Annotated in this window: 10 protein-coding genes; 6 read left to right on the top strand and 4 right to left on the bottom strand. The window is 57.4% G+C overall.

Translation table 11 applies throughout. The features are described 5' to 3' along the window. The first annotated feature begins 70 nt into the window (after positions 1–70). Positions 71–1,759, top strand: a complete 1,689-nt coding sequence (locus GVJ63_RS13470) for a chloride channel protein (protein ID WP_122889570.1) — start codon at positions 71–73, stop codon at positions 1,757–1,759. Here GVJ63_RS13470 and GVJ63_RS13465 read toward each other — a convergent pair. After that, complete coding sequence (locus GVJ63_RS13465; protein WP_010256568.1) at positions 1,756–2,259, bottom strand: M48 family metallopeptidase; 504 nt, start codon at positions 2,257–2,259, stop codon at positions 1,756–1,758. The genes GVJ63_RS13470 and GVJ63_RS13465 overlap by 4 nt on opposite strands. 83 nt (positions 2,260–2,342) lie before the next feature. On the opposite strand from GVJ63_RS13465, the gene rlmG reads away from it, so the two are divergent. Then, positions 2,343–3,461 (top strand): 23S rRNA (guanine(1835)-N(2))-methyltransferase RlmG, encoded by a 1,119-nt coding sequence (rlmG, locus tag GVJ63_RS13460; protein ID WP_159227011.1) that lies wholly within the window; start codon positions 2,343–2,345, stop codon positions 3,459–3,461. On the opposite strand, the gene GVJ63_RS13455 is transcribed toward rlmG, so the two are convergent. Together GVJ63_RS13455 and GVJ63_RS13450 are read right to left on the bottom strand one after the other, a co-directional pair. Next, positions 3,462–5,480, bottom strand: a complete 2,019-nt coding sequence (locus tag GVJ63_RS13455) for an NADPH-dependent 2,4-dienoyl-CoA reductase (RefSeq protein WP_159227010.1) — start codon at positions 5,478–5,480, stop codon at positions 3,462–3,464. It lies immediately after the preceding gene. A gap of 267 nt (positions 5,481–5,747) precedes the next feature. After that, on the bottom strand, positions 5,748–6,455 hold the full coding sequence (locus tag GVJ63_RS13450) for a polyphenol oxidase family protein (protein ID WP_115387156.1): 708 nt from the start codon (positions 6,453–6,455) through the stop codon (positions 5,748–5,750). A 106-nt stretch (positions 6,456–6,561) separates the two neighbouring features. Between GVJ63_RS13450 and GVJ63_RS13445 the strand changes: the two genes are divergently transcribed. From GVJ63_RS13445 to GVJ63_RS13430, 4 genes are all read left to right on the top strand, one after another. After that, complete coding sequence (locus GVJ63_RS13445) at positions 6,562–7,371, top strand: 5'-nucleotidase, lipoprotein e(P4) family (RefSeq protein ID WP_010256579.1); 810 nt, start codon at positions 6,562–6,564, stop codon at positions 7,369–7,371. Positions 7,372–7,951: 580 nt separating this feature from the next. Next, a complete protein-coding gene (locus tag GVJ63_RS13440) occupies positions 7,952–8,587 on the top strand; it encodes a carbonic anhydrase (RefSeq protein WP_029519418.1) in 636 nt (211 codons plus the stop codon). Then, positions 8,584–10,059 (top strand): SulP family inorganic anion transporter, encoded by a 1,476-nt coding sequence (locus GVJ63_RS13435; protein ID WP_159227009.1) that lies wholly within the window; start codon positions 8,584–8,586, stop codon positions 10,057–10,059. The genes GVJ63_RS13440 and GVJ63_RS13435 overlap by 4 nt, the downstream gene beginning before the upstream one ends. A 269-nt stretch (positions 10,060–10,328) precedes the next feature. Further along, entirely contained in the window at positions 10,329–11,750 is a 1,422-nt protein-coding gene (locus GVJ63_RS13430; RefSeq protein ID WP_159227008.1) for a GGDEF domain-containing protein, read from the top strand. 20 nt (positions 11,751–11,770) lie between these two features. Here the strand turns inward: GVJ63_RS13430 and ddlA are convergent, their stop codons facing one another. Further along, positions 11,771–12,868 (bottom strand): D-alanine--D-alanine ligase, encoded by a 1,098-nt coding sequence (gene ddlA, locus GVJ63_RS13425; protein ID WP_159227007.1) that lies wholly within the window; start codon positions 12,866–12,868, stop codon positions 11,771–11,773. Between the last annotated feature and the right edge of the window lie 9 nt (positions 12,869–12,877).

Genomic DNA, 12,877 nt, shown 5'->3' with positions numbered 1-12,877 from the left:
TTGATCCTGCGATCCGCATTCCAATAATATGCGGAAGCGATGATGTTTATGTACCAACCAGGGAGCGCAGGTGAAAGCAAGTAAGCACGCATTAAACTGGACCACACTTCTGATCGCCATTCCGGTCGGGTGTGCGGCGTCGCTGGTGACGCTGGCTTTCCGCGGCGTGATTGAACTGATCAACCATCTGCTGTTTGCCCGCAGTGGCGAAATAACCGAATCCCTGCATCTCTGGCCGTGGATCTTCTGGCCGCTGCTGGTGGGGGCGGGCGGCGTACTGGCGGGCTATTTTCTGCGTTATGCCGTTGCCATCGAGCAGCAGCAGACGGTGAAAACGGATTACCTTGAAGTGATCAACGCCCGGCTGGATGCGGTGCCGACCCGGACCTCACTGTTCCGCGCCTTATCGTCGATTGCCAGTATCGGCAGCGGCGCCTCGATAGGTAAAGAGGGGCCGATGGTGCAGCTCTCGGCACTGTGCGGCAGTGCGATTGGTCGCCTGTTACCGGCCTCACTTAACCTGAAAAACAGTGACGTGGTGGCGATGGCGGCGGCGGCGGGCCTCGCGTCGGTTTACCATGCGCCGCTGGCGTCGGCGATTTTTGTGGCGGAAATCGCCTTCGGCATTTCTGCGTTGCAGCGGCTGATCCCCCTGATCATCGCTGCCGCCACGGCGGTGATGACCATGTGGACGCTGGGTTTTCGCAGCGCGCTCTATCCGCTGGCAGACGCGAACTTCGCCATGGATCTCAGCAGCCTGCTGATGACGGTGGTGATTGGTCTGTGCGCCGGTCTGGCGGGCTGGATCGTGATTAAATGCATCGCCCGCAGCAAAGTGCTGTTCAGCCGGGTCGCCTCCCTGCCGCTGCGCCTCGGAGCGGGCGGTTTTGCGGTCGGCTTACTGGCGCTGATCTCCACTGATATCCTCGGCAACGGCTACGAGGTGATCGTCAAAGTGATGGCAGGGCACTACCTGCTGCCGGGTCTGCTGCTGCTGCTGGTGCTGAAAACCCTTGCTACCAGCCTGTCGGTAGGCTCGAACGCCGTCGGCGGACTCTTTACCCCTTCGCTGCTGATTGGCGCACTGCTGGGGGTGATCATCGCGACGATGGGGGCGGCGTTGCATCTGCCGCTTGGCAATGTGCTGCTCTATGCCGCGATTGGTATGGCGGCGGTGCTGGCGGCGGTCAGTCAGGCGCCGTTGATGGCGATGCTGATGGTGCTGGAGATGACGCTCAACAGCAGCCTGCTGTTTCCGCTGATGATCGCTACCGTGCTGGCGTCGATGGTGGTCTATCGCCTGCAATCCGCCAGTACTTATCCGGTCGTAAGTCATCACTTCAGCCGTTCAGAAGCGAAATATGATTTCGATAACATGCGCATTGCCGAGCTGATTATTGCGGGTGCGGCGTTGCAGCCGGAGGAGTCGGTGGGGCAGGCGCTGGCGGTCAGCTCCCTGAAGCGTGAACGCTATGTTTATGTGATCAACGCCGCGGGCGCTTTCCTCGGTGTGGTCTCGATTCATGAGATTTCGCGCCGGGTGCTGGCCCAGGAGATCACCCTCGACTCACCGGTGCAGTGCGTGATGGATCAGGATTTCCCGGTGGTGTATCAGAATCAGAGTATGCGTGAGGGATGGGAAGCCTTTGCGGCGGTGACGCTGGAGCGGTTGCCGGTGCTCAACAATCCGCAGGAACGGCGCTTTCTGGGCGCGCTGACCAAAACCAGTCTGATTCAGAAAGCGCAGGAGTTTCTTTAAGCCGCGTTGCCGCGCATCGCCTGGTCCGTCATCCACAGTCGCGCATCAAATTCGAGCTGGTGATAATCCGGCTCCATATGGCAGCAGAGCTGGTAGAACGCCTTATCGTGATCTTTCTCTTTAAGGTGTGCCAGCTCATGCACCACGATCATCCGCAGAAACGGCTCTGGCGCGAGGCGGAAAAAGGTCGAGATACGGATTTCCGCTTTCGCCTTAAGCTTACCGCCCTGAATCCGCGAGATGGCAGTGTGCAGCCCGAGTGCATGCTTCATCACCTTAATCTTGTTATCCCACATCACTTTGCTGATCGGCGGCGCATTGCGCATATAGCGATTTTTCAGCGCCTGCGTGTAGTCATACAGCGCTTTATCACTCATCACGTCGTGGGTGTCAGGATAACGTTCCTGCAGGAACGCACCTAAGCGCTGATGGGCGATCAGCGACTGAACCTGCTCAAGAAGGGGGGCAGGATAACCCTGAAGGTAGATCAGTGAGGACATTAGGGATTCCAGGCGAAAGACAGTATACTGCGCCCCCGATTTTGGGGCGAAAATCAACCAAAGTGTACCACGCCGGAGAATTCATGAGCCAACTTGAACTGAACGATCGCACACTGATCCTGCATCGCTTCCCGCAGATGCGTGACGAAAGTCCATTACAAGCCTGGGATGCGGCTGATGAATATCTGTTACAGCAGGCGCTGCCAGAGGGGCCGGTGCTGGTCTTCAACGACAGTTTCGGGGCCTTAACCTGCGCCCTGAATTCGCGTACCGTCTGGCACGTCAGCGACTCCTGGCTGAGCCAGCAGGCCGCCCGTAAGAACCTGACCTTTAATGGGCTGGATGACAGCGACGTTCACTTTGTTGATAGCCTGGCTGAACTGCCTGCTTCACCTGCGGCTGTGCTGATCAAGGTGCCTAAAACCCTGGCGCTGCTGGAGCACCAGCTGCGCGCCATTCGCGAAGTCGTCACGCCTGATACGGTGATTCTGGCGGCGGCGCGCGCCAAAGAGATCCATAACTCTACGCTGCAGCTGTTCGAACAGATCATAGGTGAAACCAAAACCTCACTGGCGTGGAAAAAAGCGCGTCTGATCTACAGCCAGTTCAGCAAGCCTGCACTGCGCGAGGCCACGCCGACGCTGGTCTGGCCGCTGGATGGCACCCCTTATCAGATTCACAACTACGCCAACGTCTTTTCACGCGCTTCGCTGGATATCGGCGCACGGCTCTTTGTGCAGCATCTTCCGGAAAACATTGAGGGCGAGATTGTCGATCTCGGCTGTGGTAACGGCGTGGTGGGGCTGGTGGCGCTGGAGCAGAACCCGCAGGCCGAAGTGCATTTCCTTGATGAGTCTTACATGGCGGTCGCTTCCAGCAAGCTTAATGTGGAAGTGAACCGTCCTGAGGATCTGTCACGCTGTCAGTTCCTGGTGAACAACGTGCTGAGCGGCTATCCGTCAGATCGGCTGCACGCGGTGCTGTGCAACCCGCCGTTCCACCAGCAGCACGCGGTGACCGATCACCTGGCATGGCAGATGTTCCGCGATGCCAAACGCTGCCTTCAGTATGGCGGCGAGTTGCGCATTGTCGGCAACCGCCACCTCGATTATCACCACAAGCTGAAGAAGCTGTTTGGTAACTGTACGCTGATCGCCTCTAACCAGAAGTTTGTGGTGCTGCGCGCGGTGAAAATGCGCTAGTCAGACGGTTAATGCCAGCTGCGTCGCCTGCGCAATCGCACGGCGCGCATCCAGCTCCTGCGCCACATCTGCACCGCCGATGACTGTCACCCTCTGTCCTTTTGCACGCAGCGCGGCTTCCAGTTCGCGCTGCGGCTCCTGTCCGGCACAGATAATCACATTATCGACCTCCAGCAACAGCGTTTCGCCGTTGCGCCGCAGATGCAGGCCGCTGTCATCAATCGCCAGATACTCAACGCCGCCCCACATCTCAACGCCCTGCGCCTGCAGACTGGCGCGATGGATCCAGCCGGTGGTTTTTGCCAGCCCGGCACCCGGTTTTCCCGATCGGCGTTGCAGCAGCCAGATTTGCCGTAACGCAGCAGGCGGCTCGGGTTTCATCACGCCGCCACGCTGCGTCAGGCTGTGGTCGATGCCCCATTCGGTATAAAACGCCGCCAGATCTTCGTCATGGGATGGCTGTGACAGATACTCCGCCACATCAAAGCCAATACCGCCTGCGCCGATAATCGCCACCCGTTTCCCCACCGGGCGCTTATCGCGCAGCACCTCCAGATAGCTCAGCACGCTGGGGTGGTCGATGCCCGGAATATCGGGCGTACGCGGCTGAATGCCGGTCGCCAGCACCACTTCATCGGCGTCACTCAGCTGATCCGCCGTCACCCGCCAGCCCGTCTGAACCGTCACGCCTGCGGCTGCCAGCTCATGCCGGAAATAGCGCAGCGTTTCGCTGAACTCCGATTTGCCAGGGATCAGCCGGGCAATATTGAACTGGCCGCCTATCTCCGGCGCGGCCTCATAGAGTGTTACCTGATGACCGCGCTGGGCCGCCTGCAGCGCAAACGCCATTCCGGCCGGACCGGCACCCACTACGGCCAGCCTGCGCGGGGCGGTGCTGGCGATGACCGGCATCAGCGACTCATGGCAGGCGCGCGGATTGACCAGGCAGGAGGTAATTTTACCGGCGAACACCTGATCGAGGCAGGCCTGATTACAGGCAATGCAGGTGTTGATGCTGTCCGGTTCACCGCGCTGGGCTTTAGTGACAAAGGCGGGATCGGCGAGAAAAGGGCGCGCCATCGACACCATATCGGCGCAGCCGGACTGCAACAGCTGCTCGGCGACGGCGGGATGGTTGATGCGATTGGTGGCGATGACCGGCACCTTCACCTGTTCACGCAGGCGCTGCGTCACCCACGCAAAGGCCGCACGCGGCACGCAGGTGGCGATGGTCGGGATGCGCGCCTCATGCCAGCCAATACCGGTATTGAACAGCGTGACGCCGCACTGCTCCAGCTCGCCCGCCAGCAACAGCGTCTCCTCCAGCGTGCTGCCCTCTTCGATCAGGTCGAGCATCGACAACCGGAAGATGATGATAAAGGCATCGCCGGTCGCGGCGCGAACGGCGCGGGTAATTGCCAGCGCAAACTGCATCCGCTGCCGGAAGTCGCCGCCCCAGCGGTCGGTGCGCTGATTGGTGTGCTTCACCAGAAACTGATTAATCAGGTAGCCTTCGGAACCCATGATCTCCACGCCATCGTAGCCCGCCTGCTGTGCCAGTCGGGCGCAGCGGGCAAAGTCCTCAATGGTCTGTTCAATCGCCGCCTCACTCATCGCCTGTGGCGTAAACGGATTAATCGGCGCCTGGCGTGCTGAGGGCGCAACCAGATCGGGCTGATAGCTGTAACGACCGGTATGCAGGATCTGCAGGGCGATTTTGCCCTGATGCTGATGTACTGCCTCCGTGATCTGCCGGTGCCAGTCACATTGCGTCTCGTCGGTGAGCATCGCGCCATGCGCGGTGGTGACACCCTGGGCATTGGGGGCGATGCCGCCGGTGACGATCAGCGCGACACCTTCACGCGCCCGCTCGCCGTAAAAAGCCGCCAGCCGGGCTGCACCATCCGGGTGTTCTTCCAGTCCGGTGTGCATTGACCCCATCAGAAAGCGGTTTTTCAGTCGGGTAAAGCCAAGGTCAAGCGGCGTAAACAGCGCAGGATAGTCAGGATTGACGGACATGATAGTCACTCACGGTAAAGTGGTCGGATGAGTTCACTCTAGCCACTTCTGCGTTAAAAAAAAGTGAAAGAATGTCAGGGTGTGAGTGAAATCATAAACAACGGCAGGGGAGTGAGGTGAGTAACAAAGAGTGGGCGGAGGTCGCCCATGCCTTGCGCAAAGAGGTTAAGACCGTCATCCGTGGCCCGCGTAGCTTTGCGACAGGCGTCAGCGCCCGTCACTGTTCAGGTTCCGCTACATGCTGTCAGCGCGGTGCCAGAAAACCCATTAACGTCGACGGATCCACGAATAGCGGGAGTGATAGCCGCTGCCGTGGTGGGTATTGAAGCGGTAGCTTGAACCGCTTTCGGCCATGCAGTAGGTGCAGACATTGACGTTATCGATCTGCGCAGCCGGCACCCCCGCGTTTATCAGCAACTGCGTTGCCAGCGCAGGCAGATCGAACCAGACACCCTGCTGGCGGGCAGCGGCCTGTGGACGTTGCGCCAGAGGATTAACCGGCTGGTTCTGGTGCCAGCGCAGCCCGCTGGCCAATGCCGGGTTCTGCGCAATCTCCGCCAGCTGCGGTTCGGCCAGTTCATAACAGCAGGGGCCCATCGCCGGACCGATCGCCACCATCAGGTTCTGCGGCTCGCAGCCCTGTTCGCACAGTTTTTCAACCGCGCGGGTCAGCACACCCGCCAGCGTACCTTTGAGTCCGGCATGAACCGCGGCCACGATCCGCTGCTGGCGATCGGCGAACAGCACTGGCAGGCAGTCGGCGGTGTAGACCGCCACCGGGCGTGTCCCGCTGCCGATCACGCCATCAGACTCGCAGCTTTTGGGTGGGATGTTCTCGATATCGGTGACCACGGTCGCGCTGTGGCGCTGATGTCCATAGGCGGCATCAGCGGGTGGTGGCTCTCCGGCTGGCTGAAACGCATATTCGAGCCACTCCAGCGAATCGAGCAATGGCGAGCGCGGGATCACGGCCATAGGAATCTCCTGTTATAACAGCGTGCGTTGGGCTGCCCACAGCTTACGTTAACTGCTACATTTTTGAAGCTTCTCCTCAGACCTTTCTCACCTTAAGGATGAAATGATGAAAACCTCCGCAAAACTGGCTGCATCCGGACTGGTCGCGCTGCTGCTTACCGGCTGCGCCTCGTCGTCACATCAGACCGCGCAACAGCAACTCGGCCAGCAATCGGTGCTGGCGGTAAACTGGTTCCAGCAGTCTGGTGAATATCAGGCGCTGACCTGGCAGGCATTTAATACCGCGCGTATGGCGTTTGATCAGGCCCCCTCGCTGACCGGCAAACCCAAAGCGGTGATTGTCGATCTGGATGAGACGATGCTGGATAACAGTGCCTACAGCGCGTGGCAGGCGAAGAACGGCCAGCCGTTCAGCAGCAAAACCTGGTCAGCCTGGACACAGGCGCGGCAGGCGAAAGCGGTGCCGGGCGCGATAGAGTTTGCGCGTCATGTCACACAGAATGGCGGCACGCTGTTCTATGTGTCGAACCGCGATCAGAAAGATTACGCGGCCACGGTCGCTAACATGCAGCAGCTCGGCTTCCCCAACGTCAGCGATAAAACGGTACGTCTGAATACTGACAGCTCCAATAAGCAGGCGCGTTTCGATGCCATTAAAAATGCCGGCTATAACGTGGTGCTCTACGTTGGCGATAACCTCAACGATTTTGGTGGCGCGACCTGGCATCAGGGTAATCAGACGCGTCGTGATTTTGTGAATCTTAACCATCAGCAGTTTGGAACGCAGTTCATCGTGCTGCCGAATCCGCTCTACGGCGACTGGGAGAGCGGAATGGCGGAAAACTACAATAAACTGACGCCCGAACAGCAGCTGTCTGTGCGGGAATCGCGCCTGCAAAGCTGGAACGGTAAATAATTCGTCAAGAAAAAGAGCCTGACCGTGTCAGGCTCTGTTAAAACATGGTCCTGATTTACTTTCTCCCGTCACTATTTTGCTGCAAATTAAATTAATTATCTCTTGCTTCATTCTTATCTAAAATCAGGCATATCTGACTGGCTATCAGCAATTAAGCCGGTTGATCGTGCTAATGGTTAATTTTTTAATTAAGAGTATTCCTGGTAAAAAGCAGGCCGTTTGGTATGGCAGTGAATATCCCCTTGGTTAATGATTGTATTTTTTTGTCAGCAGTAACTTTAGTTTATTATCTTTTATATTTTAACCTATTGATACTTTTAATTTTAAAATGATTTTCGCTAATTATTCCACTTCTCTTCTGCTTAATTAAATTTACTTAACCCTGACTCTTACTGACGCCGGATTGACAAATAGCATGATGTTAAAGTGCTGTGAAATATTGCTCGTGCATTGGTAATGGTTAGCGGCTATAACCTTTTTCTGTGACTCAGTTCTTATTTACCTGGCGGCTCACGCTTTATTTGTGAGCCGATACACTTTGTGGTTAGCCAGGATGCGACATCCCGGTAGTAGAGAGAAGATGATTGTGACGACACTTAAACCCTTATTAGCGAAAAATCGCAGTTGGGCATTACAGCGCCGCCAGCGTAATCCAGACTACTTTAAAAAATTCCTTCATCAGCAAAAGCCGCACTCACTCTGGATAGGTTGTTCTGATAGTCGCGTTCCGGCAGAAGTCTTAACCGGCTCCCATCCTGGCGAACTCTTTGTGCATCGTAATATCGCCAACATGGTGATTGAGGACGATGACAATTTACTGAGCGTGCTGCAATACGCGCTCTTTTTTCTCGGTGTAAAACGCATTGTATTAAGCGGCCACTATGGCTGCGGTGGGGTGGAAGCCGCGCAGAATCTGCCGGGCAGCGTGCTGGACGGGCAGGAGAGCGCGCTGGCGAGACGCATTCAGACGTTGCGTCATGACATTCAGCATGGCCTGGCGGAAAGCCCCCCTTCAGACGCGGAGCCGGGTGAACAGCTCGATCGGCTGGTTGAGGCCAACGTTAAGGCGCAATTCGCCAGACTGGTGAAATCTGAACCGGTCCGGCAAATCTGGCAATCGGGCCAGGAACTGGAGGTGTTTGGTTGTGTGTATGACCTGCGCTCCGGCCATCTTAAAGAGCTGATTCATCAATCTGCAGAGGAACCTTCATTATGAACCTCGATACCCTGCGTCGTGATATTCCTGCGGGTCTGGTGGTGTTTCTGGTCGCCTTACCGCTCTGTCTTGGCATCGCACAGGCCAGCGGATTACCGCCGTTTGCCGGTCTGCTGACCGGTGTGATTGGCGGCCTGGTGGTCACATCACTGAGTCCGTCCCGGTTTGCCGTCAGCGGCCCGGCGGCAGGCCTGGTCACCATCGTCGTCGCCTCAATGGCGTCTCTGGGCAGTTTTTCCGCCTTTCTCACCGCGCTGATTATCGCCGGAGCACTGCAATGTCTGTTTGGCCTGCTGCGTGCCGGACGGTTTATTTCGCTGGTGCCGGGCAGCGTCATCAAAGGGATGCTGGCAGCGATCGGTTTGCTGCTGATCATGCAGCAGATCCCGGTGGCGCTGGGAGCCGCGGGCGATGCGGAGCTGGTTTCACTGGTGACCGGTGAGATGACCTTCTCGCTGCCCGCGGTAGCGGTAGCGGGTGTCGGCCTGGCCATTTTATGTCTCTGGACCACCGCACCGGTGAAGCGGATCAAAGCGCTGGCCTGGATCCCTGGGCCGCTGATTGCCGTGCTGATAGGCTGCCTTGCTACCGTCGTGGGTGGACGGCTGTTCCCGGAAATGACCAGCGGTCTGGCGCGTATTTCGTTGCCCGCTTTTGACAGCATTTCCGCGCTGGTAGCAGAGCTGGAAACGCCCGACTGGATGGCCTGGCAGAATCCGCAGGTCTGGGTTGTTGCGGTAACCTTAGCCCTGGTCGCCAGTCTGGAAACGCTGCTGAGTCAGGAGGCGCTGAAAAAACTGCGTCCTCAGACGCCCGCGCCATCGCCTAACAAAGAGATGTTCGCGCAGGGCATCGGTAACCTGGCGGCCGGTTTCCTTGGCGGGATGCCGATAACGGCGGTGATTGTGCGCAGTTCGGTTAACGTCAGTGCGGGCGCGCAGACCAAACTGTCGATCTTCATTCACGGTGTGCTGCTGCTGATTTGCGGCATGTGGTTCAGTGAGATGCTGAACGCCATTCCGCTGGCCAGCCTCGCTGCCGTGCTGCTCTATACCGGCTACAAGCTGGCGACACCCAAACTGTTTATTGAGCAGTTCCGGATGGGCGCGCAGCAGTACGTGCCGTTTCTGGCCACCATCGTCGGTATTATCACGCTGGGCATGCTGGTCGGGATTGGTATCGGCATCGCCACGCAGATCCTCTATAGCATCTATAAAAGCCATCGCAACGCGCTGCAGCTCACCCGCTATGACGACCACTACGTGCTGCGCTTTCAGCAGAACCTGACCTTTATGCACAATCCAAAGCTGCAGGGATTGCTGGATGAGATCCCGGAGAACAGCGTAGTCATCGTCGATAACGACAATGCGGAATATATCGATCCCGACGTCAAAGCGGTGCTGAAAGATTTTGGCGATAATGCCGACAAACGCGGCATTCGCCTGAGTCAGTGGCCGGTTGCCGTAAAATAGCGTTTAGCGCAACGGTAAAGTCGTCAGAACAGCAAAAATCGGATATCTCGGATATCCGATTTTTTTATTTGCGATGCATAATAGAGCCCCAGTTTTTGCTGTCATCTGATGGGTTTAGCCTCAAAACGGTAACTTTTCTGAGTTAGCCCATGAAACGAGGTTTTATCGCCGGATGACATTGAGGATATTCAGGATTTAATCATTCTGACACCACGCGCCTGTCCAGGCTGGCGTGGACAGCCAGCCTCTCTGTGACAAGGTCCGGATGTATGCGCATACAGCTGTTTGAAGAGCACAACGTTAAGAAGAACGCATTTTCACTGTTTTTAATCACGTTGCTGTTTTGCTTTATCGGCGGACACCTGCGCTTTCCACAGGAGCTGTCGCTGTTCTGGCCGGTCAATGCGATCGTCACTGGCGTGATCGTCCGGAATCCTTTTCTGCATCAGACCCGCTATTACCTGGCCACCTTTGCTGCGATGGTGTTTAACGACATCGTTTTTTCAGGCTGGGCGCTCTCTGCTTTTACCCTCAACATGGCGAATCTTCTGTTTGTGCTGGTGGCGGTGACGCTGCTGGTAAAACATCTTCAGCACGACTCCGGCAGCGAGCGTATAACCAGCGTGCTGCGCATTTTTCCGGCCTGTCTGCTGGCCGGACTGGCCTGCGCCAGCTGGGGGGCGCTGGCGCAGCAGGCCGATTTTAACAACGGGCTGGTGACGGCCTGGGGCGAATGGTTCAGCGAACAGTTCTCAACCGGGCTGATGCTGCTGCCCTTTTTGCTGACGCGCGACTGGGCGTCGCTGTCGCCCCGGCAGTTTATGCAGATGCGCAAGCTGGCACCGGTTGTCGCCGTGATTTTTTCGCTGGTGATTGGCGCGATGATGGGCGGCGCAGGCAGCCTGACGTTCCCGGTTCCGGCGCTGGTCTGGTGCGCCATCGTGCTGCCGATGCCGCTCACCAGTCTGGTGATTTTGCTCACCGGCATTAGCGAAATCATTCTGGTTTCGCATGGCGTGATGAATATCCAGGGCGATGACAATATGCTGCCGATCACCCATCTGACCTCGGCACGGCTGGGCGTGGCGACCATTGCGATCAGCCCGCTGATTGTGGCGGTGAGCATGGATGCGATTCGCCAGCTCAACCAGCGTCTCGCGCTGCGCGCCAACTATGACTTCCTGACCCGGCTGCTGTCGCGTTCCGGCCTCTATGAAAGTCTGCGTGCTGAGCCGATCTTCCCGGACCGCCGGGCGGGCGTGATCCTGCTGGATGTCGATTACTTCAAAGCGATTAATGACAATTTTGGTCATGATGCGGGTGACAGCGTACTGGAAGAGATCGCCCGCCGTATGCAGCGCGTCGTGGGTAAAGAGGGGCGCATCTGCCGTTTTGGCGGCGAAGAGTTTGCGGTGGTGCTGTTCGACCAGAATCCGGAAAAGCTCTACTTTCTTGCTGAGAGCATCCGGCAGAAGATGGCGAAAGAGAAGTTCTGGCTGCAGGGCAGTACGGCCACAGTAACCGTCAGTCTGGGGCTGGCGCATGGCAGTGCCGGTGAGGCGCCGGAGTGGCACCGCGTCATCAACCGGCTGATCTCCGCAGCCGATAAAAATCTCTATCTGTCGAAACGCAATGGCCGCAATCAGACCTCGCCGGTTAACTACCGTGCCATCACCAGCGACGTGGCATAACGCCACGCCGCCGGGTTCTGTCAGCTGACGCTGCTTTTCAGGGTACTGACCTGCTGGTGGCGTTCAATCGCCAGGTCGATCAGACGACTGATCAGATCCTGATAGCTGAGTCCGGCTGCCTGCCACAGTTTCGGATACATGCTGATATTGGTGAAGCCGGGCAGGGTATTCACTTCGTTGACGATAATTTCGCCATCGGCAGTTAAAAACACATCGACGCGCGCCATGCCAAAGCACTCCAGCGCGGTAAAGGCCTTGATGGCAACCTCACGTATCGCATCGCTGGTTTCCGGTGAAATGGCTGCCGGGACCATCGTCTGCGCACCGCTCTCAGAGATATATTTGGTGTCATACGAGTAGAAAGCGTCATGCACCACCACTTCACCGCAGGGACTGGCTTCAGGGGCATCGTTGCCCAGCACCGCACACTCGATCTCGCGACCTTTGATACCCTGTTCAATCAGCACCTTGCGGTCAAAGGAGAAGGCCAGCGCCAGCGCGGCATCAAATTCTTCAATGCTGTCCACTTTGCTGACGCCCACCGATGAACCCTGGTTGGCGGGTTTGATAAACAGCGGCAGGCCAAAGCGGGCAATGACTGCGCTGGCGTCCAGCTGTGCACGCTGGGCCTGGGTGACGCTCACCCACGGCGCGACGTTGAGGCCGGCGTCGCGCAGCAGGCGTTTGGTAAAATCTTTATCCATGCTGACCGCAGAGCCCAGCACGTCGGAACCGACAAAAGGTAACGAGGCCATACGCAACAGGCCCTGCAGGGAGCCATCTTCACCCAGCGTACCGTGCACAATAGGGAAGATAACGTCGATCTGCGACAGCGGATGGGCGTTATGACGGGTGATGATCTGCTGCTGAGTCGTGCCGGGCACCAGCGCCACATCTTCAGCGGCGTGATTCAGCGCGATCAGCGCCGGATTTTCAGCGTTAAGTAAGAAGTTTGAAGCATCGTTAAGACGCCAGTGTCCCTGCTTATCAATGCCCAGCAGCACCACGTCAAACCTGGTTTTGTCGATCGCCTCAAGGATATTTTTGGCCGACTGTAACGACACCTCATGCTCAGCCGATTTCCCGCCAAACACGATCCCTACCCGCAACTTTGTCATCAATTTTGC

Origin of the sequence: Pantoea sp. 18059 (genome assembly GCF_902706165.1) — a bacterium.
Taxonomy (GTDB): domain Bacteria; phylum Pseudomonadota; class Gammaproteobacteria; order Enterobacterales; family Enterobacteriaceae; genus Pantoea; species Pantoea agglomerans.
Note: the sequence above shows the minus strand (reverse complement) of the source record. Positions and strands in the feature narration are given on the sequence as shown.